Consider the following 22,171-nt stretch of genomic DNA (forward strand, 5'->3'; position numbering starts at 1 on the left):
GTAACACAATTTGATTATTTATGGTTTGGGGTATAATTGGTATTTGTGTACTGGTCTTTTTATGGAAATATGAGCTTAATTTAATTGTGTGACCAGTAAAAAAATTAGAAATACTTTTTGTGACTTATTAATATACCATCTATATACATGTATAAATATCCGTGTTATAATTTAACATGGAACCTGATTTTATTTATACCATATAACAAAAGCAGCGAGACCCCTCGTCTTTAGGACTAGGGGTCTTTTCTATTTTTGTATATAAAGGTTTATTAGTGTAGTTGTGATAATATATTTTGAAGCACCTTGTAGACATTTTTATGGTCAGTGATTAATGAGAGGTAGTGCCTACTCAATTGTTGGTATTTTGAATTGCTACTAATTTTATATAAGTAATTAAGAAGGGAAACGATTTGAGGAGATGAAAGAGAGATAGTGAAGAATATTATATAAGTATTTCTTTTTATTTCATTTGAGTTTTTCTCTCAAATCCTCCAGGATGCCTTAGTTAACAGATAAACAAGGAAAAGCAACAATTTCTTATTGGTTATACTTTATTTTTATGTATTGTTAAATAGATTTAAAAGAATTCATATGTAGTATTGGATATTTATGTAAAATGTAAATATATCTTTTGTGATGATATTTTATAGGACTTTTATTAAAGGCTAATCCACGAAGATTTATTTTTTTATAAAGCATAGTGTTCTGGATTATGAATCTTAATTTCTAGATATGCTATTTAAGATAATATAAGAAAAATGAAGAAATTTGTAGAAAATTGTAGAAAATTAAGGCTATAATGGTAAAAATCAGTAAATATTAAATTTTTCTTTCTTATTTTTGTCCTTTATAATGAGCTATGAATACGACACATGAGGCAAATAATGTATATTGCCTCTCCCTAACTTTGATATACACCTTTTTCCAACCTCCGTGTTAATTGCTATTATTTTGTTATACCGATTAGCGAAGGGAAAAGGGTGTATCTTTTTTGTATGAATAGTCCTAATAGATATTTTGGGTAGAAAGCATTTCTTGTTTTTCGTGACAAAAACAATAGAGAATGGGATAATAAGGACAGTGTGTTGGTGGTATGACCAATTTGGTATATAAGGAGAGAATGATATGCTAGATATTCAACAGATTAAAGAAATTATTCCACATCGTTATCCATTTCTACTAGTCGATCAAATTCTAGAAGTAGAAGAAGGAAAGCGTGCGGTTGGGATTAAAAATGTAACGGCAAATGAGGAATACTTTAATGGACACTTTCCAGATTATCCTGTGATGCCAGGTGTTCTAATTGTAGAAGCATTAGCGCAGGTGGGTGCTGTTGCGGTATTAAAAAAAGAGGAGAATCGTGGACGCCTCGCATTCTTCGCTGGTATTGATAACTGCCGCTTCAAGCGTCAAGTACGTCCAGGTGACCAACTTCGTTTAGAAGTGGAAATGACACGTGTACGTGGACCAATTGGTAAAGGAAAAGCAGTCGCAACTGTAAACGGTGAAATTGCTTGTGAAGCTGAGGTTACATTCGCGCTTGGTGATAAGAAAGAATAAAGATATGATAAGTTGGGAGGTGAATGAAAATAAACTTTTCATTCACCTCCTTTTTAATAAAAGAAAAGTAAGAGAATTTGTTGATAGGTAGGTTCTCTTTATTTAAACAAACGTTTGATTAAATAACATAAGGGATTTTCGGGAAAACTTTCTCAACTTAGCGTCTAGAAACGCTGTTGAAAAATAGAATGAAAATTTATAATGGAAAGTGTTTTTTAAACGAGTTATTATAAATATACAGGTGAATTTATAATATATTCACTAATAATACTAACTACATTCACATATTATCAATATATGGTAAATGTAAACCCATACCCGACAAAGGATATCTAAATTTGTCGAATTTGTCATTATAATATTTGTCAATTTATTAAATGAATTTCTCAACCATTATTGTTATACTAATGTAAGTTATGTAATATGTTAAATAGTTGTCTAGGACTAAACATGATTAGGACTAGATACTAGATTCTTATTGTCAGCCGCAAATCTGACATTTTATTTATTTATAAAGGAATTTATGACAAATTATTGGAAGCTGGAGGAAGGCATGGAAGAAACAATAAGTTTGAAAGAACTATTTACTATTTTAAGAAAACGTTTAGTTATGATCATCGCAATTACGATTGGGGCAGCTCTTGTAAGCGCAATTGTAAGTTTCTACTTTATAACGCCGATTTACCAAACTTCAACGCAAATTCTTGTTAACCAAAAGAAACAAGAGGGTGTTTTCCAACCTGGGGAAGTACAAACAAGTCTTCAATTAACAAATACATATAAAGTTATTGTGAAAAGCCCAGTTATTTTAGATCAAGTGAAAGAAAAGTTGAAACTGAATATGTCAACTGGAGCATTAAATAACAAAATTAACGTAGCTAATGAGAAAGATTCGCAAGTTATTGCGGTTACAGTACAAGACAAAGATGCAAAATTAGCTCGTGATATCGCAAATACAACAGCGGAAGTATTCAAAAGTAAAATTGCAAAAATTATGAGTGTAGATAATGTAACAATCCTATCAAAAGCAGAAGTGGCGGAAGGGCAATCTCCAATTAAGCCTAATAAGATGTTAAATGTAGCTATTGCATTTGTCGTTGGCTTAATGGCTTCTGTCGGACTTGCATTCTTACTAGAATATTTAGATAACACATTCAAAAAAGAAGAAGATATCGAAAAATTTCTAGGTCTACCAGTTCTTGGAGTGATTTCTCATATAGAAGAAGATAAGGTGAAAAGCAGAAGTCCGTCAAGGGCAAAGAGAGTAGGAGGGCATACAATTGGTTCTTAAGAAAAAAGCATCACGCGCACGTCGTCGGCTTATTGCATATGAACAACCGAAATCATTTGTTTCGGAACAATATCGAAATGTACGAACAAATATTGAATTTGCATCCGTTGATAAAAAAATTCGTTCTCTTATAGTTACATCCGCTAATTCAAGTGAAGGAAAGACAACAACAGCTGCTAACATTGCAATAGTCTTTGCACAGCAAGGTAAAAAAGTATTACTCATTGATGCGGATTTACGTAAGCCTGCACTACATCAAATGTTACAAGTTGAGAATATTTTTGGCTTAACAAGTGTATTAACACGTAGTAAAAAACTTGAAACATGTGTGGAAAATACAAAAATTAGAAATTTAAACTTCCTGCCATGTGGGCCAATCCCACCAAACCCAGCGGAATTATTAGGGTCAAACTCGATGAAAGATTTACTTTCAGAAGCATATGGCATGTATGATCTCGTTATCTTTGACACATCTCCGATTTTACCAGTTACTGATGCGCAAGTCATGGCAAATCAATGTGATGCTTCTGTACTAGTTGTCCGAAGTGGCGTAACAGAAAAGGATACGGCGATTAAAGCAAAACAAGCACTTGATGGCGCAAAGGGTACATTACTTGGCGTTATTCTAAATGATAAAGAACAAACAGGAGCTGAGTATTATTATTACAGTTCTAATTAAATAGATGAGAGGAAAGAGGAGACATCTTCTTTTCCTCTTATATTCACAATGTGAAGAGTAAATGAAGAATAGATAGAGAAGGGGTGTAAGGGAATGATTGATTTACATTGTCACATTTTGCCTAGTATCGATGATGGGGCACAATCAATCGAAGATAGTATCGCGATGGCAAAGGCAGCATGTAAAGAAGGTATTCATACAATCGTTGCCACTCCGCATCATCAAAATGGTGTTTATATTAATCCAGCAGAAGGCATTCTTCATCAGGTAAAGCAGTTAAATGATAGATTGAAAGAAGAAGACATTAATTTAACCATTTTACCTGGTCAAGAAATCAGGTTATATGGAGAATTGTTAGAAGACTACGAATTGGGTAAAATTGTTACATTGAATCGTACGGATAAATACATATTAATTGAATTCCCAGCAAATCATGTCCCGCGCTATGCAGAAAAAATGTTATATGAACTGCGTATAAAAGGAATCACGCCGATCATTGTGCATCCAGAGCGAAATATGGAAATCATCGAACGCCCTCAAGTATTGTATAAGTTCGTAACTCAAGGCGCACTCACGCAAATTACTGCGGGGAGTGTAACAGGAAAGTTCGGAAAGAAAATCAAGAAATTTTCGTTACAACTCATTGAACACCATTTAGCACATGTCATATCATCAGATGCCCATAACACAACAACGCGCTCATTTCACTTACAAGCAGCATATGAGGTAATAGAGAAGTCATTTGGGAGCTCTACACTTTATTGTTTCAAAGAAAATACATATTCACTAATAAGTGGGAAGATAATTTACCGAGAAGAACCAGAACAGGTGCGACGTAAGAAAATACTGGGTCTCTTTTAAGTATAAACATTTGGTGATGCCTCCTAACCAATATCAATGGAGACACTCGGCTATGCTGTGGGTAGAGTAAGCTTTACCTTAGACACGCTTGTTGTCAAAAGCATGGTGTGAGGTCGGGTTAGATGCCCGTTATGATTATAAAATTGTTGGAACCTTTATTATATCTATATATAAATATAATAAAGGATAAGGGACAATACAAGTTGAAACAAGTAAAAAAAGCCATCATTCCAGCAGCTGGGCTGGGGACAAGATTTTTACCAGCGACAAAAGCAATGCCGAAAGAAATGTTGCCAATCGTTGATAAACCGACGATTCAGTACATTGTGGAAGAAGCAATTGCATCTGGAATTGAAGACATCATCATCGTAACGGGTAAAGGAAAGCGTGCAATTGAAGATCACTTTGATCACTCTTTTGAACTAGAACAAAATCTACTAGAAAAAGGGAAGTACGAAATGCTTGAAAAAGTACAAGTGTCTTCCCAAATTAACATTCACTACATAAGACAAAAAGAACCAAAAGGACTCGGGCATGCTGTATGGTGCGCATGTAAATTCATTGGCAACGAACCGTTTGCTGTATTACTTGGTGATGACATTGTTCAAGCGGAAACACCATGCTTACGTCAATTAATGAATCAATATGAAGCAACGAGATCATCAGTAATCGGTGTACAAACAGTGCCGGAAAATGAAGCACATCGCTACGGTATTATCGATCCATTAGAACAAAAGGGACGCAGTTATCAGGTGAGCAGATTTATGGAAAAACCAGCGCAAGGAACAGCACCATCGAACTTAGCGATTATGGGGCGTTACGTATTAACACCAGAAATTTTTATGTTCCTAGAAGACCAACAAACAGGTACGGGTGGAGAAATTCAGCTAACGGATGCGATTCAGCGATTAAATGAAATTCAACGTGTATTTGCATATGACTTTGAAGGTAAGCGTTATGACGTTGGGGAGAAATTAGGTTTTATTCAGACAACGATTGAAATGACGCTTCAGCATGATGAATTAAAAGATGAACTTGTGAAGTATATGAATGAACTTGTACAGAAAGAACTTTTAAACGTATAGATTGTATATAACTGAAAAATAGGCTGTTTTTAAATATAGGGCATGGTTTATAAAATGTTAGGTGTGGGAAGGACTCTTATTTTAAAGTTATATAAAAGAAAGGAACGTGTGTCTTGAGTTATCAAAATAGGCTCTCATTATTAGTATTATTAGATTCATTCATTGTTTTAACATCGGTATACTTGAGTTACTGGTTTATTCATCCTAATGCATTAGACAATATTCCAACTACACTTATTATTAGTTCAATTACGTTACTTTGTAGTCATCATGTGTTTGCTGCAATTTACAAGTTGTACAAAAAAGCTTGGGAGTATGCAAGTATAGGAGAGTTAGAAAATATTTTCAAAGCCGTTACATTCTCTATTATCGTGACTGCAATCGTTCAGCAAGTTATTAATCACGATATTTATTTCCGCATCTTAGCAATCGCATGGATGTTCCATATGCTACTTATTGGTGGTTCACGATTTATATGGCTTATTTTCCGTGATACATACATTTCAAAGAAAACAGATAAAGCTCGTACATTAATTGTAGGAGCGGGTTCAGCAGGAGCGATGATTGTACGTCAGCTTCAAAAAAGTCATGAGGCACATTTAGAAGCGGTAGCATTTGTTGATGATGATCTAAGGAAACAAAGGTTAGAAATATACAATATCCCTGTTGTAGGAACAAGAGAAGACATTCAACGGGTTGTTGATCGTTATCAAATTGAACATATTATTATTGCTATTCCTTCCCTTAGTCGTAAAGAAGTGAATGGAATTTTTGAAGCATGTACAAAAACGAAGGCAAAAACACAAATTGTGCCAATGCTAGAAGATATTCTGGATGGGAAAGTTTCTGTTAATGAGTTTCGTGATGTACAAGTAGAAGATTTATTAGGACGTGAGCCTGTGAAATTAGATGATGCAGGTATTGGTGAAAAGATTACAGGAAAAACAATCTTAGTAACTGGCGCTGGAGGATCAATTGGTTCCGAGCTGTGTCGCCAAGTCATGAAATTTAAACCAGGTAAAATTGTATTACTTGGTCACGGTGAGAACAGCATTTATACAATTGAAATGGAATTGCGTTCACTATATAAAGATTCCATCGAAATTACAACAGAAATTGCGGATGTGCAAGACCGTAATAAAATGTTTGAAGTGATGAAGAAGCATAACCCATACATTGTGTATCATGCAGCGGCACATAAACATGTTCCACTTATGGAAAGGAACCCAGAGGAAGCTGTAAAAAATAATATTATTGGTACGAAAAATGTTGCGGAAGCATCGGCTACTTTTGGTATAAACACATTTGTTATGGTCTCTACAGATAAAGCTGTTAACCCAACAAGTGTAATGGGGGCAACGAAGCGTATTGCAGAAATGATTGTGCAACATATGGACACAGTCAGTAATACTCGTTTTGTAGCTGTTCGTTTTGGCAATGTACTGGGAAGTCGTGGTAGTGTTATTCCTTTATTTAAGAAACAAATTCAAAAGGGTGGACCGGTTACTGTTACACATCCTGATATGATTCGTTATTTTATGACAATTCCAGAGGCTTCACGTTTGGTTATTCAAGCTGGATCTTTAGCTAAAGGTGGGGAGATTTTCGTTCTTGATATGGGAGAACCTGTTAAAATTGTTGATTTAGCTAAAAATCTTATTAAACTATCTGGTTATCAGGTCGAGGATATTGGAATTAAGTTTTCTGGGATACGCCCTGGGGAAAAACTTTTTGAAGAATTATTAAAGGATGATGAAGTGCATAAAGAGCAAATTTATCCCAAGATATACATTGGTAAATCTAATCATGAATTAAGTGCCGAATTACCGTATTTAGTACAATATATTTCTAATTTAGAAGGTAATCATTTAAGAGATTTCTTATTAGATTTAACTAATAATCGTCAAAAAGTAATAGATAAAATGAATATTTAACAGCACTTGGTGGAAAAAAATATGATATTTATTAAAAAATTATTATCTTTGTGTTTAAGTTAGGTGAGAGGATACCTTGTATGATTACAAATTTAAAGCAAAAAGCATTTAGTGGAGCTAAATGGACTACAACATCAGCACTAATTGTTTCTAGTTTACAAATAATTCAATTGGTTATAGTATCTAGAATACTTCCGCCTGAATCATTAGGATTAATGACTACTATTATGGTAGTTGTAGGGTTTGCTCAATTATATTCGGATATGGGAATTACTAACGCTATAATTTATAAAGAGAATTTAACTAAAAAACAATTATCGAGTCTTTATTGGTTTAATATAATGTTAGGGTTATTATTAACTTTAGTTATTATTGGATTTACTCCAGTTATAGCATATTTTTATCATGAACCAAGATTAAGCATTTTATTATGCTTAATAGCAGTAATATTTTTGATTAATCCAATAGGCCAACAATCTATGGTTTTACATCAAAAAGAGCTTAAATTTGATATTCTAGCAAAGATAGAAATAATAGCGGCTATATCAGGTTTTTTATTAACCATAACTCTTGCTTATATAGGCTATGATGTCTACTCATTAGTTATTGGTCAAATATTTATTAACTTTATGAAAATGTGTGGATATGTTTTTATTAGTAAAAATGTATCGAAGCCTATGATGTACTTTAGATTTAGTGAAGTGAAATCTTTCGTAAGTTTTGGTTTATATCAATTAGGTGAAAGAACAATTCATTACATCAATTCTAATCTGGATTATATAATTATTGGAAGTCTACTTGGTTCAAAAGCTCTAGGTTATTATACTATTGCTTTCAATCTTATAATATTACCTATTTCAAAGATTAATCCCATAGTGACAAGAGTGGCATTTCCTATATTTTCTAAGATGCAAAATGATATATCTTTGCTAAAAAAATCATACTTTAAAATCATTCAGATTTTGAGTTGTATAAATTTCCCTTATTTTTTTGGTTTATTTATATCTGCTCCAATTTTAGTTCCTGTTATTTTTGGAGAGAAATGGATGCCTAGTGTATTACTTATTCAAATACTCTCTTTTGTTGGAATAACAAGAGCTATTGTCAATCCAATTGGGGCATTAGTAATGGCCAGGGGAAGAGTAGATTTAGGATTTAAGTGGCACTTTTTTATGCTGTTTTCTCAAGTGCCCTTAATTATCACCGGAGCATATTTTGGTGGAATAACGGGAGTAGCTATGGGATATTGTTGCCATCAAGTGGTATACATAATTACAAATTACACATTTGTGATTCGAACATTAGTGGGTTCTTGTTTGAAAGAGTTTTTAGAAAGTTTTATGAGTTCTATAAAAGCTTCATTAGTTATGATGGGAACTGTATTGGTGATACTGAATTTTATAAAGCAGTTAGATATGACAATTCAGCTAGTTTTAGTGGTTTCGTTGGGAGCCGTGTTTTACATAACGGCTTCTTTGGTATTTCAACGACAACTAATTATAGAATTAAAAGAATTATTTTTAAGGAAAAGGATAAAAAACGTTAGTTAAGAGGTAAATTATACATGCTTACAACATTAGTTTTTTTAGTATTTTTTTATCTTATAGGCACAATCTTAACCTTAAGATTAGGACGTAAAGAGGTTAAGTTATTTCATATTATCTTTATTTTTAATGTCTTAATAAGTATTTTAATGTACTACATATATATAGATAGATATGGAGTACCTTATTATATTGGTGGAAGTGATGATTTAGTTTACGAACAACAAGCAGCATATGCGTATGAAAGTTTAGGTATTTTTGATTATTCTAGTCTTAAAGAAATTTTTTGGATGTCTAACTCGTTAGGATACACATACTTGGTAAGTATATTCTTTCGAATTGCATCTTTTTTTGATGGATACCATACATTAGTTCCTCGTTTTTTTAATGGTTTATTGCTGGCTTTTATTTCTGTATTTGTATATAAAATAAGTATGAATTATATGGGGTTGAAACAAAGGTTTGCTTTTCTAGCAGCAGTAATAGTAGGGTGCTCACCCATAATGAGTTTTAATGCTGCGCATGTTTTTAGAGATATTGTAGTTACTTTCATAATGGTACTTGTAATATACCTTGCATTAGGTTTTTATAAATTTAATTTATGGGAAAAATCTATGGCTATTTGTGGAATGTTTATATTATTTGTAATACTTTATGAAATTCGTTATATGTCGGCTTACTTTTTAGTGATTCAGATAATATTTACAATGTGGGCAGCATACCGTAATTCGAAAAATAAACCATTAAAACTAAAAAATATAATGAGTATTTCTATAATTGTTTTGTTATTTATACTCATTTTTAATACTTCTTTAGTTAATACAATATTTAATTACTATGAAATTTATGCTGATTATAGAACGGAGAGAACTGATGGTTTAGCTCAATACGTTTTTAATGCTCCTTTATATGTGGGTTTTTTTCTAAGAATTGTATATTTATCTATTACTCCTTTTCCTATTTTTTCATCTGAATTGGAGCGGAATTTTTTAAGTATAGGTACTATTGTGCAATTATTTTTGATGCCTTATGTATTAATTGGAATTAGGAAGTCTTTTTCAAATAGTAATGTAGCAACAATTATGTTTAGCTTTATTGTAGTTTATATTTCTGTAAGCATGTTATCTTTTACAATTAGACATATATGTTTATTCTATCCATTTATGATTTTGTTAGCTTTTTATGGGTATCAGAATGCAAATTTATATTTTAAACATAAGAAAATGCCATTGGCGATAGTTTATTTTATGATTTTAATTGGTATAACAATGTACAGTATTTTGAAATTTTATTGATATTTAAGGGGCTAAAGGGACATGAAGATTTTATTTATAGCAAATCACTTTCCGCCTATAAACAATTCTGCGAGTATTAGAATGTTAAATTATGTTAATCATTTGCAGGTGATGGGGAATGAAGTGATGGTACTCACACCAGATTATCCTAAAGATTTTATAAATTATGATGAAGAGCTTTTATATAAAATAAATACAAACATTAAAGTAATTAGAGTAGATATGGGATCAATATATAAAAGAATTTATCCTAAGAAGAGTAGGCAGATTGGTAATGATTCTCCTGCGAAGGCTAGCAAAAAAAATATTTTAAAATCATCTATAAAAAGGAATTTAGCTATTCCAGATTCTTATATTGAATGGAAAAACAATGCCGCCAAGATAGGAGATAAACTAATAAAAAAAAATAAAGTAGATATCATTATTTCAACGCATGAAACCCCTTCTTGTCATTTAGCTGGCTTGAAATTAAAAAAAAATAACCCAGAGGTGAAATGGATAACATATTGGAGTGATCCTTGGACATTTGAATATTATAGATCCAGAGAAAGTTTATTAAAACGTAATGTTGAAAAGTGGTTGGAACGTAATGTTGTTAAAAAGAGTGATAAATTTCTATTTACTACTGAGGAAACAAGGGATTTATATATAAGTAGCTATAGTATACCTAAAAGTAGAACTGCTATTGTTTATAGGGGATTTGAAGAATATTCACGAGAAAACTCAAAGAAATTCATAGGTTTATTAAAAAAGGATAAAATTAATTTAGTGCATACTGGTGAAATATATACTGAGTTGAGAGATACTAGGCCTTTAATTGAAGCATTGAAAGCCTTAGAAGAGGAAGAGAAGGATATTTTTGATCAAATTAATATAGTTTTGGTAGGAGGAGTTGATAATTTAAAGATTAAAAAAGAATTAAAAGATATAAAATGTGTATCTCTTCTATCACGGGTTCCTTATGAAGAGGCGCAAGATTATATGCATAATAGTGATGGGTTATTATTGTGGGGCAATAAATATGGTTGTCAGATCCCTGGAAAAGTCTACGAGTATTTCGGAGTTAAATCACCTATTTTAACCATATTGGCTAATAATCAAGATCCAGTTGGTAAATTAATGAAGGACGTCGATAAGGGACCCATTATTTATAATAATGCGCAAGAAATTAAAGAAATGCTAAAAGAGTTCGTTAAAAATAAAGATAAAAAAGAATATTGGTATGAAATCATTCCTAAGTATAAATGGGAAAATGTAGCTAAAGATTTGTTTTCTAAGATTTCAGATTAAATAATGGAGGAGAATGCATATGAATCAAGCTAAGAAGGTATGTATAGTTTCTCCTATACACGATTATAAGGATATAAGGGTATACCAAAAACAAGCAAAAACTATAGAAAATAGTGGTTATGAGGTTAGTTTGCTTGCTAGAAAAGATTATGATGAGAAAATAGGTAATATACAAATCTTCGCAATTCCAAAATCAAAAAACTTTTTAAGTAGAATTATCTTGCAACCTAAATTACTTTGTAAAATACTTAAGACAAGGTCTAAAATAGTTCATTTGCATAATCCTGACACGATATTATTAGGATTTTTGTTGAAAATGTTTAATAAAAAAGTTATTTATGATACTCACGAAGATTTTTCAAAAAGAATATTAATTCGGGAATGGATTCCCTATTCTTATAGGAAACTTATTGCTAAAGTAGTTACAGGTTTAGAGTTAATGGCATCAAGGTGTTTTGATGGATTTATTGTTACACAAGAAGGTTTACTTGCCAAATATAAAAATGCATTGTTAATTGAGAATGCGCCAATTCATCAGGGTGAACTAATAACGAGGGCTTATGAATTAAGTAAGCTAATCTCAAAGAGTAACTATATAAGGGTGGTTTACGTTGGTGGAATCAGTGAGCAACGGGGTTTGAGACAGATAGTACAAGCTTTAGAAGAAATAAATAAGACTTATAGTTGCAGATTATGGCTAATTGGTCCAGATTCAAAAGAAATAAATGAGCTTCAGAAATTGAATGGTTGGAAATATGTAGACTATTTAGGAAAGCTTCCTCAAGAGAAAGCTTTTTCATATGTAATAAAATCAGATATAGGTTTATGTACAATATTAGATGTTGTTGATCATGCTGAGACAAGCCCCAATAAGATTTTCGAGTATATGACTTTAGGTATCCCATTTATTGCAAGTGACTTCCCGAAATGGGAAAAGAAAATAGGGTGTAGTAATGCGGGATATTTTGTAGATCCACAAAATATAAACAAGATTGCAGATCTGATATTGAAGATTGGTTCGGATGAAAATTTGAAAAGTTATTTATCTAATAATGGAAAGAAATATATTTATGAAAAATTTAATTGGGAAAGAGAATCGGAAAAACTTATAGAGTATTATAAAAAAATAAATTAGTAGGAGCATAAAAATTATGAGGGTTTTATTACTTCATCAGTATTTTTTAGGAAAAGATGACCCAGGTGGTTCTAGATTTAATCAATTTGTTAAGTATTGGGAAGAGCAAGGACATGAGATTACAGTTGTGGCTGGGACTGTACATTACACTACGGGTAAAAAAGAAGAGAAGTATAAAGGAAAATGGATTGTAGCAGAGGAGTATTCCCCGAATGTAAAAGTACTAAGAACATATGTATCTGAAGCTTATAATAAGTCATTTTTTGGAAGGCTATGGGGGTACTTTTCGTTTACAGTTTCTTCATTAACAGCTATTCTTTTCAGGGTGAAAAGTCATGATATTGTAATTGTAACTTCTCCGCCGTTATTTGTTGGGGTTACTGGTATTTTTACAAAATGGTTTAAAAGAATACCGATGATATTTGAAGTTCGAGATTTATGGCCAGAATCGGCTATTGATACTGGGGTTTTAAAGAGTAAGCCATTAATAAAAATGGCTTTTTTTGTTGAAAAAATGTCTTATAAGTTTGCGAATAAAATCAATGTTTTAACTCCTGCGTTTCGTAATGTATTAATTGAGAAGAAACATATTTCTCCAGATAAAATAACTTTTATCCCAAATGGGGCAGATTTAGATATTTTCGAACCAGGTGAAAAAGATAACTGGGTTCGTGAAAAATACAGTTTGCAAAATAAGTTTGTCGTTACTTATATGGGGGCACATGGGCTAGCGAATAATTTAGATAGTCTTTTAAATCTTGCGAAGGCATGCGAAGAATATGAAGATATAGCTTTTCTATTAGTTGGAGATGGGATGGAAAAAGCACGACTGAAAAAAAGAGTTAAGAGTGAAAGGCTACAAAATATTATATTTATTGACTCGCAACCAAAGGCAGTTATTCCTGATTTTTGTAATGCTTCAGATATTTGTACTGCAGTTTTGAAAAAGGTAGATACATTTAAGACAGTATATCCTAATAAAGTGTTTGATTATATGTCATGTGCAAAACCGATTTTACTTGGAATTGATGGAGCTGCTAGAGAATTAGTAGAGGAAAGTGGATGTGGAGTTTATGTTGATCCTGAAGATATTATCCAGTTTAAAGAGAAAATATTAGAATTCTATCATAATAGAGAACGATTAGATGAAATGGGTCTTAAAGGTTATAAATACGTGCAAAGGAAATTTAGTCGAAAAGCTTTAGCACATAAATACATTCAAGAAATTGAAAGTATAATCAAATAGGAGGAAATAGCAATGAGTAAAAATTTATGCGTAGTAGGACTAGGCTATATTGGATTACCCACATCAGCAATGTTTGCAAAAGCTGGTTATACTGTAACAGGTGTAGATGTAAATCCAATTGCGATAGAAATGATTAATCAAGGGGAAATCCACATTGAGGAAGTTGGTTTGGGAGAATTAGTTAAAGAAATGATTGGGAAGGGAAGATTAAAAGCTAGTCTTCAACCAACTCATGCAGATGCATATATCATTGCGGTACCAACACCGCATAATGCAGATCATACTGCAAACTTAGATTATGTAATTGGGGCGACAAAATCTATTGTACCCTTTGTAAAACCAGGAAATGTAGTTATTGTTGAATCTACAATTCCTCCGAGAACAATTGATGATGTAGTGGCGCCAATTTTCAAAGAACATGGATGGATTGTAGGAGAAGATATTTATCTAGCCCATTGTCCAGAACGAGTGTTACCAGGACGTATATTAATTGAGTTAGTTGAAAATACACGAATTGTTGGGGGAATCAATGATATTTCTACTAGCAAGGCTGCAGAGCTATATCGTAGCTTCGTTAAAGGACAGATATTAGAGACTACTGCTGTTACAGCTGAAATGTCTAAGTTAATGGAGAATACGTATCGTGATGTTAATATTGCACTTGCAAATGAATTGGTCAAAATTTCTCAAGAGTTAAATGTTGATGCATTAGATGTAATTCGTTTAGCTAATCATCATCCGCGTGTGAATCTACACCTACCAGGACCAGGTGTTGGAGGCCATTGTTTAGCAGTCGATCCTTATTTCATCATCGAAAAGGCACCAGAACAATCCGTACTAATCTCAAATTCTAGAGAAATAAACAATTCTATGCCGATATTTATTACAGATCAAATAGAAAAAATAGTTCCAAGTAATGGGAAGGTTGCTGTTCTAGGCATTACTTATAAAGGAAATATTGATGATGTTCGAGAAAGTCCTGCGATGACAATTGTAGATTTATTAACAGCTAAAGGATATGAAGTAGCGGTACATGATCCACATGTCCATCAACAACAAGTAGTATTTAATCTATATGACTTTGAAGAAGCGATTATAGATGCAGATTGTGTACTTGTTTTAACAGATCATAATGAATTTAAGCATCTAAATGAGACCAGTATTTTAGAACATGCAAAAAAAACTGTTATCCTGGATACACGTAATTGTGTGAAATGTGAAAACTCAGAAATAATGTATATTAATTTTAATAATTTATATGAAATTAAAGGTTTAGAAAGTGTCAAGAAGCAATTAGTAAATAATTAAAGGCGTGTGATGGATATTATGAAAAGGGCTTTTGATGCTCTTACAGCAGTTTTAACTCTGATGTTGTTGTCTTTTATAATTTTAATTGTCGCCCTTCTTGTAAGGTTCAAACTAGGTAGCCCTATTATTTTCAAACAACAACGTCCAGGCTTACATGGAAAACCCTTCTATGTATACAAGTTTCGTACAATGACAGATGCAAAAGATGAAGAGGGTAATTTCTTACCAGATAATGTTCGTTTAACATCATTTGGTAAATTACTTAGAAAGTTAAGTCTAGATGAATTAACACAACTTATTAATGTAATAAAAGGATATATTAGTTTAGTAGGACCTCGTCCATTATTAATGGAATATCTCCCACGGTATACCTCCCAACAAGCTAGACGTCATGAAGTGCACCCTGGTATTACTGGATGGGCGCAAGTAAATGGACGAAATGCAATTTCTTGGGAAGATAAATTTAAATTAGATGTTTGGTATGTGGATAATCAGTCCCTTTGGTTAGATATAAAGATTTTATTTTTAACAGTTGCAAAGGTTTTTAAATCAGAAGGGATTAGTCAACAAGGTCATGTGACGATGCAGAAATTTACAGGATTAAACTCAAATAAAGAAGTGGTGAAATGAAAAAGATAGCTTTAATTGGTCAAGGTGGGCATGCGAAAGTTATTATAGATATGATTCATGCAAATACAGGTTATGAGATTGTTGCTATATTTGATGATAAATATGAATGTTTAAGTGAGGACCAGGGCATATGTTATGGACCAATCTCTTCTATTAAAGAAATAATAGAAGAGATTGGATTTAAAATTGTGCTTGCGATTGGACATAATGCTGTACGAAAAAGGATAGTTGAGCAGTTAGAATTGAAGGATGGAAGTTATGAGACAATTATTCATCCAACTGCTGTAGTGAGTGAGTCTGCTTCCATTGGATTTGGAACTGTTATTATGCCTAAAGCAGTTATTAATGCGGATACTATAATTGGAAGGCATGTTATTGTTAATACTGCAGCAGTGATAGAACATGATAATCAGATTGGTGATTTTGCACATATTTCTCCAAATGCGACGTTAACGGGAACAGTCTTTGTTAATGAAGGTACACAAATAGGTGCAGGGGCAATTGTTATCCCGAATCGAAAAATTGGCCAATGGAGTATAATTGGTGCAGGAGCAACAGTCATTCATGATATACCATCTTCTTGTACAGCAGTAGGTTTGCCCGCAAGAGTTATAAAATAAGTTACGTTACCATAAGGAGTGTAATGGAAGCATGGAAAACAAAAGAATCTTTTTATCACCACCACACATGAGCGGAAATGAACAAAGATATGTAAATCAAGCATTCGAGCAAAACTGGATTGCGCCACTAGGACCTAACGTAGATGCATTTGAACATCAAATTGCAGAATATATTGGAGTGAAAAGTGCCGCTGCTGTTAGCGCAGGTACTGCAGCAATCCATTTAGCACTTCAACTGTTAGGTGTTAATAGAGATGATACTGTATTTTGTTCTTCATTAACGTTTGCAGCAAGTGCAAATCCAATTGCGTATCAAGGGGCCGAACCAATTTTCATAGATTCAGAGCCTGATACATGGAACATGTCTCCAGTTGCACTTGAGAAAGCTTTTGAAGATGCAAAAGCTTCAGGAAAACTTCCGAAAGCAGTAATTGTTGTTCATTTATTTGGACAAAGTGCAAAGATGGATGAAATTATGGATGTTTGTGATAAGTATGGTGTACTAGTTGTGGAAGACTCTGCGGAATCACTTGGAACAACTTATAAAGGGAAGCAAACTGGTTCATTTGGTAAGTTTGGTATTTTCTCTTTCAATGGTAACAAGATTATCACGACTTCTGGTGGTGGCATGCTTGTTTCTAATGATGAAGTGGCGATTCAAAAAGCACGCTTCCTTTCGACACAAGCACGTGATCCAGCAGTTCATTATGAACATAGTCATATTGGTTATAATTATCGTATGAGTAATATTGTGGCTGGTGTAGGACGAGCGCAGTTGGAAGTATTAAATAATCGTGTGCAAGCACGTCGTGATATTTTTACTCGCTATAAAACAGCTTTAGGTGAATTACCTGGAATTACATTTATGCCAGAATTCGAAGATGCAGTTCCAAATCGTTGGTTATCTACATTATTAATTGATGAAAAGGTAACAGGTGTTACGTATTTAGATGTGATTGAAGCTTTAGCGGCACAAAATATTGAAGCGCGTCCAGTTTGGAAGCCGCTTCATAGACAGCCTGTCTTCGCAGGTTCTAAATATTATACTCATGGTGATACAGATAGTATTTCTGATAAGCTGTTTAGTCAAGGTTTATGTTTACCTTCTGGTTCAAGTATGACAGTGGAAGATCAAGAAAGGGTTATCGCTACTGTTAAAGAGGTATTAGCAAAGCAAGTTGTAACGAAATAAATTATAAAAAGTGCATTCTTTTTTTGAATGCACTTTTTTATTTTAAGTAGGTAAGTGATACTGGTAATCGGCAGTGCGGGTTATATCGGGAGTCATGTTGTGAAAGAACTGCTATCACAAAAACATCGAGCTGTTATAAAGGATTTTACCACCGTTACTAACAATGATCACGTATCAAATTAAACATTTTGTTTTTTCATCATCTATATCAGTTCATGGTATGCCTTATAAAGATCAATTGCAGGAAATATATGTCCCATTCCCAGTTGTCTTTCAAGGGAATTCTAAGCTTATTATTGAACAGGCTTTAGAAGATTTTTATAAGGCGTTATATGTCTCTTCATTACCACAATGCTATAGGTGCTCATACAGATGGGAAAATAGGTGAAGACCATCGCCCAGAAACATATATTGTACCAAATGTTTTATTGCATATAGTAAAAAAACAAGAGGAGAGTTTTATGATAGACGGTGGATACGGTACAAAAGATGGTAGTGCGGTCGGTGATTATGTACATGTCATGGATGTAGCAAAAGCACATGTATTAGCACTGCATAGTTTATTAGATTCAAGTGTGTGAGGAAATAGCAGGTAAAAAGGTGAATATAACGTTTAATGATTGTACAAAGAATGGGAACCATTCATTTTTTATATCTAGTAAAAAGATATACACACAATTAGGTTGTCCTACATAGGATTGCTTATGATATATTTAAATTAATAAATTGTTATAAAAAGGAGAAATAGCTATGAATTTCAAAGGTGTCATGAAAACAGGCTCATTAGTCGCTGCACTTGCTCTCGGTTGAACAGCATTCGCTACACCGGCTGCACATGCAGCAAGGGTTAATGAGTTTAAAAACTGAGCAAAAAGTAGAAATGCTTCGCTTATTCTTGGATAGTGCGAAACTTGCACATCTACAAGTAGCACTTGTAGATGAAAAGGGAAATTCGTTGGATCTTTTAAACTATACAATTAGTAAGGATAATAACTTATTAATTCAATTAAAAGATTTAGATGGAAAGTTACTTGCGACAATTAACCCAACGAGAGAAATGGTACAAGCAGCTAACTTTAAAAGCTTGGTAAATTCATTGAAAGTTGCGATGGAAGCAAAGCGTGAGCTAAATGCAACTGGTCATTTTGTTCCAATGCCAAATGCTGAAATGCCAAATACAGCATCTAATGAACAAACTTACATGCTAATTGGGGGATTAATTGTACTTCTAGGTGCAGCTGCATTAGTTCCAGCAGTACGATTAGCTCGTAAAGTAGAACAAGCGTAATACGCTCTATGGAAAAGCGAAAGAAAGTACATAAGCGTAAGTCAAAATGGAGATGGGTAATCATCGGGATTCCTGTTTCCATTATTTTGTTAGGTCTTGGGATTATTGCTTTTTTCGGCTGGGAACTTACAAAGCAAACAACATTGTTAGCTCATACAGTTGTTACACCGTATAAGCCTGTAGAGGCTGAAAAAGAGTTTAAACAAATTTGGTCTAAAATTCCTGATCCAGGAGAGAAGCTTGGTGAATTGAAGTTTCCTTCTCTTTCTTATGAGGTTCCTGTTGTAGAAGGGACGCACCCGAAAGAGCTGAAATCAGGAGTCGGACATTTTGCTGGGAGTACGTTGCCAGGACAAGGCGGGAATGTTGTGTTAAGCGGACACCGGAATACGAGTTTTCGTAAGCTGGAAGATGTGAAGAAAGGTGATCAAATCAAATTCGCAACGCCGTATGGTGAGTGTGTTTATGAAATAACAGATTTCAAAATTACGGGAGCGAATGATGAGACGATTATCGTTCTAACTGATTATGAGACATTAACGTTAACGACATGTTATCCGTTTGAGTATATTGGTGATGCTCCGGATCGCTTTATTGTGTATACGAAGCTTGTGTCTAAGCCGGATTTAGAGAAATAGTCATGGCCTAAAGAAGGCCCAATTCCCTTTTATACAATTGGGCTTTCTTGATGAAAAATGAAAAATAGGAAGTACATAGATATAATGTGTTGGAACTCATTCTGTTTGGAATTCACAAAGAGAAGTAATGAAAAGCTAATAAATAAGAAATAAATAACCCTGGGAGGTCTTCATTATGGCGATACTTGTAACAGGTGGAGCAGGATATATCGGCAGTCATACATGCGTGGAATTATTAAATAATGGTTATGATATTATAGTAGTTGATAACCTTTCTAATAGTTCAGTAGAATCGTTGAATCGAGTGAAAGAAATAACAGGAAAACAGTTTAAATTTTATGAAGAAAATCTTCTAAATCGTGATGCAATCGATGTGATTTTTAAAGAAAATACAATTGAAGCAGTCATTCATTTTGCTGGCTTAAAAGCAGTTGGAGAATCAGTAGCAATTCCGCTTACTTATTATCATAACAACATTACAAGTACATTAATATTATGCGATGTTATGCAGAAGCATAATGTAAAGAAAATGATTTTTAGTTCATCAGCAACGGTATATGGTCTTCCTGAAACATCACCAATTACAGAAGAATTTCCTTTAAATGCAACAAACCCATACGGTCAAACAAAGTTGATGATTGAACAAATGATGCGTGATGTAGTTGTAGCTGATTCTGAGTGGAGTGTTGTATTACTTCGTTATTTCAATCCATTTGGTGCACATGAAAGTGGGCGTATTGGAGAAGATCCAAATGGAATTCCGAACAACTTAATGCCATATGTAACGCAAGTAGCAGTTGGTAAGTTAAAAGAACTAAGTGTATTTGGAAACGATTATCCGACAAAAGATGGTACAGGTGTCCGTGATTATATTCACGTTGTTGATCTTGCGAATGGACATGTGAAGGCTCTTGAAAAAGTATTACATACAACAGGTGTAGATACATATAACCTTGGTACAGGTACTGGATATAGCGTGCTAGAGATGGTACAAGCATTCGAGAAAGTTTCAGGAAAGTCCGTTCCATATAAAATTACAGAGCGTCGTCCTGGAGATGTTGCTGTATGTTTTGCAGATGCATCTAAAGCGAAACGTGAATTAGAATGGGAAGCAAAGCGCGGGCTTGAAGAAATGTGCGCGGACTCATGGAAATGGCAGTCGAATAATAAGGATGGCTACCAAGAAGCAGAATGTATGAAGTGAATATGATCTTGTAAATGCTTTCTTTATGATTTGCTAGACATATCATCAATTTTTTTGAAGAAATAATGTAAACGTGAAAAAGCCTCGTCTTATCCTATGCTAGATAAGACGAGGCTTTTTGTGTATGGTAAGGTATCTAATGAGAAAACATATATGTATGAAATTATAGAATAATTTGGATATAGAAACTAATCCCATGTATAATGGGTGTGGTACTTTATTCCTTAAAAACCTATAAAGCTGATTCAAGAAAGAAGGTTACATAATGAAAAAAATTCTATTTTGGATACTGGGTATTATCGGCGTTCTTGTCATTGCAGGAGGCGGTTATGCGTATTATCTGTACTCATCCGTTTCGGGGACAATAGATAAAGTGTATACGCCGCTTGAACGAGATCATTCTGAGAAACGTTCTACTGATGTGAAGTTAGGAAATAAACAACCTGTTTCTATTTTATTATTAGGTGCAGATGAGCGTGGGGCAGATAAAGGGCGTTCGGATTCGATTATGTTATTAACATTAAATCCGAAGCAAAGTTCGATGGAAATTGTAAGTATTCCTCGTGATACATATACGGAGATTGTTGGGAAAGGGAAGAAAGATAAAATCAACCATGCGTATGCATTTGGTGGAATTGATATGTCTGTGAAGACGGTTGAAAATTTTTTAGATATTCCAATTGATTATTATATTGAAGTAAATATGGAAGGTTTCCGTGATATTGTTGACGCTGTTGGCGGGATCGATGTGAATAATGACTTAGCATTTACGCTTGAAGGTATGTCATTTGAGAAAGGGAACATTCATCTAAATGGCGAGCAGGCACTGAAGTATACGCGTATGCGTAAGGAAGATCCACGCGGTGACTTTGGTCGTCAAATGCGTCAGCGTCAAGTGCTAGAAGCGGTTATTAGTAAAGGCGCGAACATATCATCTATTACAAAACTTGGCACGATGTTAGGTGCTGTTGAGAAAAACGTAAAAACAAATTTAAATCAAGATCAAATGTGGGATCTTCAAAGTAATTATAAAGCTGCGATGAATAAAAAAGAGGAAATTCAAATTCCTGGTGACGGTCATAAGCAGGATGGTGTTTGGTACTATTTCGTTCCTGATAAAGATCGTAAAGATTTGTCTAATAAATTAAAAGCTCATTTAGAGTTAACAAAATAGTAGTTGAGTATAAGGAATAAGCTTAATGATCCTGTAATGGGACATTAGACTTTTTTTGATGTCTCATATATAAGCTGCTAAGAACAGCAAAAGGTGACCTGCTACTTGTTTTCTCTCTCTGTTTTTCCTTGGCATGGGGCAGGAAAAGGGTCTGACCGCTTCTATGCATGGCTGGATGCTCTCTCCCACCTGAA

21 protein-coding genes are annotated in these 22,171 nt (G+C 33.6%); all 21 read left to right on the forward strand.

Going from position 1 to position 22,171, the window contains the following annotated elements:
- Positions 1 to 1,128: 1,128 nt before the first annotated feature.
- The 21 genes from fabZ (at position 1,129) to tagU (ending at position 21,977) form a co-directional block, all read left to right on the forward strand.
- Positions 1,129 to 1,563, forward strand: coding sequence for a 3-hydroxyacyl-ACP dehydratase FabZ (gene fabZ / locus JDS96_RS00420; protein WP_003202177.1), 435 nt, complete (start codon positions 1,129 to 1,131; stop codon positions 1,561 to 1,563).
- 553 nt (positions 1,564 to 2,116) lie between these two features.
- Entirely contained in the window at positions 2,117 to 2,854 is a 738-nt protein-coding gene (locus JDS96_RS00425; protein ID WP_199665714.1) for a YveK family protein, read from the forward strand.
- Positions 2,844 to 3,533 carry a CpsD/CapB family tyrosine-protein kinase gene (locus JDS96_RS00430; RefSeq protein ID WP_199665715.1) on the forward strand — a complete coding sequence of 230 codons (690 nt, stop codon included), beginning with the start codon at positions 2,844 to 2,846 and terminating at the stop codon, positions 3,531 to 3,533. Before JDS96_RS00425 ends, JDS96_RS00430 begins: the two co-directional genes overlap by 11 nt.
- 93 nt (positions 3,534 to 3,626) lie before the next feature.
- Complete coding sequence (locus JDS96_RS00435) at positions 3,627 to 4,394, forward strand: tyrosine-protein phosphatase (protein WP_199665716.1); 768 nt, start codon at positions 3,627 to 3,629, stop codon at positions 4,392 to 4,394.
- Positions 4,395 to 4,597: 203 nt separating this feature from the next.
- A complete protein-coding gene (gene galU, locus JDS96_RS00440) occupies positions 4,598 to 5,479 on the forward strand; it encodes a UTP--glucose-1-phosphate uridylyltransferase GalU (RefSeq protein WP_199665717.1) in 882 nt (293 codons plus the stop codon).
- Between the two features lie 113 nt (positions 5,480 to 5,592).
- The gene (locus tag JDS96_RS00445) at positions 5,593 to 7,413 is read left to right on the forward strand and encodes a polysaccharide biosynthesis protein (RefSeq protein WP_018764977.1); all 1,821 of its coding nucleotides are present in this window, start codon (positions 5,593 to 5,595) and stop codon (positions 7,411 to 7,413) included.
- Positions 7,414 to 7,493: 80 nt separating this feature from the next.
- Positions 7,494 to 8,963, forward strand: a complete 1,470-nt coding sequence (locus tag JDS96_RS00450) for an MOP flippase family protein (RefSeq protein WP_033796574.1) — start codon at positions 7,494 to 7,496, stop codon at positions 8,961 to 8,963.
- A gap of 14 nt (positions 8,964 to 8,977) precedes the next feature.
- A complete protein-coding gene (locus JDS96_RS00455) occupies positions 8,978 to 10,252 on the forward strand; it encodes a hypothetical protein (RefSeq protein WP_199665718.1) in 1,275 nt (424 codons plus the stop codon).
- 21 nt (positions 10,253 to 10,273) lie between these two features.
- On the forward strand, positions 10,274 to 11,542 hold the full coding sequence (locus JDS96_RS00460) for a glycosyltransferase (protein ID WP_242479833.1): 1,269 nt from the start codon (positions 10,274 to 10,276) through the stop codon (positions 11,540 to 11,542).
- 19 nt (positions 11,543 to 11,561) lie between these two features.
- On the forward strand, positions 11,562 to 12,677 hold the full coding sequence (locus tag JDS96_RS00465) for a glycosyltransferase (RefSeq protein ID WP_224796032.1): 1,116 nt from the start codon (positions 11,562 to 11,564) through the stop codon (positions 12,675 to 12,677).
- 16 nt (positions 12,678 to 12,693) lie between these two features.
- Positions 12,694 to 13,923 (forward strand): glycosyltransferase family 4 protein, encoded by a 1,230-nt coding sequence (locus tag JDS96_RS00470; protein ID WP_003202196.1) that lies wholly within the window; start codon positions 12,694 to 12,696, stop codon positions 13,921 to 13,923.
- 12 nt (positions 13,924 to 13,935) lie between these two features.
- Entirely contained in the window at positions 13,936 to 15,231 is a 1,296-nt protein-coding gene (locus tag JDS96_RS00475; RefSeq protein ID WP_199665719.1) for a nucleotide sugar dehydrogenase, read from the forward strand.
- Between the two features lie 9 nt (positions 15,232 to 15,240).
- On the forward strand, positions 15,241 to 15,861 hold the full coding sequence (locus tag JDS96_RS00480; RefSeq protein ID WP_199665720.1) for a sugar transferase: 621 nt from the start codon (positions 15,241 to 15,243) through the stop codon (positions 15,859 to 15,861).
- A complete protein-coding gene (locus JDS96_RS00485) occupies positions 15,858 to 16,481 on the forward strand; it encodes an acetyltransferase (RefSeq protein WP_199665721.1) in 624 nt (207 codons plus the stop codon). The genes JDS96_RS00480 and JDS96_RS00485 overlap by 4 nt, the downstream gene beginning before the upstream one ends.
- Positions 16,482 to 16,512: 31 nt before the next feature.
- Entirely contained in the window at positions 16,513 to 17,673 is a 1,161-nt protein-coding gene (locus JDS96_RS00490) for an aminotransferase class I/II-fold pyridoxal phosphate-dependent enzyme (RefSeq protein ID WP_199665722.1), read from the forward strand.
- Between the two features lie 54 nt (positions 17,674 to 17,727).
- On the forward strand, positions 17,728 to 17,856 hold the full coding sequence (locus JDS96_RS33195; RefSeq protein ID WP_113708569.1) for an NAD-dependent epimerase/dehydratase family protein: 129 nt from the start codon (positions 17,728 to 17,730) through the stop codon (positions 17,854 to 17,856).
- A 149-nt stretch (positions 17,857 to 18,005) separates the two neighbouring features.
- The gene (locus JDS96_RS00500) at positions 18,006 to 18,254 is read left to right on the forward strand and encodes an NAD-dependent epimerase/dehydratase family protein (RefSeq protein WP_003202206.1); all 249 of its coding nucleotides are present in this window, start codon (positions 18,006 to 18,008) and stop codon (positions 18,252 to 18,254) included.
- Positions 18,255 to 18,523: 269 nt separating this feature from the next.
- Positions 18,524 to 18,961 carry a hypothetical protein gene (locus JDS96_RS00505; RefSeq protein WP_239500221.1) on the forward strand — a complete coding sequence of 146 codons (438 nt, stop codon included), beginning with the start codon at positions 18,524 to 18,526 and terminating at the stop codon, positions 18,959 to 18,961.
- A gap of 8 nt (positions 18,962 to 18,969) precedes the next feature.
- On the forward strand, positions 18,970 to 19,599 hold the full coding sequence (locus tag JDS96_RS00510; RefSeq protein WP_003202210.1) for a class D sortase: 630 nt from the start codon (positions 18,970 to 18,972) through the stop codon (positions 19,597 to 19,599).
- 175 nt (positions 19,600 to 19,774) lie between these two features.
- Positions 19,775 to 20,803, forward strand: a complete 1,029-nt coding sequence (gene galE / locus JDS96_RS00515) for a UDP-glucose 4-epimerase GalE (RefSeq protein WP_199665723.1) — start codon at positions 19,775 to 19,777, stop codon at positions 20,801 to 20,803.
- Between the two features lie 265 nt (positions 20,804 to 21,068).
- Complete coding sequence (gene tagU / locus JDS96_RS00520; RefSeq protein WP_003202214.1) at positions 21,069 to 21,977, forward strand: polyisoprenyl-teichoic acid--peptidoglycan teichoic acid transferase TagU; 909 nt, start codon at positions 21,069 to 21,071, stop codon at positions 21,975 to 21,977.
- The last annotated feature ends 194 nt before the right edge of the window (positions 21,978 to 22,171 follow it).

It is taken from the genome of Bacillus cereus group sp. N21 (assembly GCF_016483395.1).
Lineage (GTDB): Bacteria > Bacillota > Bacilli > Bacillales > Bacillaceae_G > Bacillus_A > Bacillus_A pseudomycoides.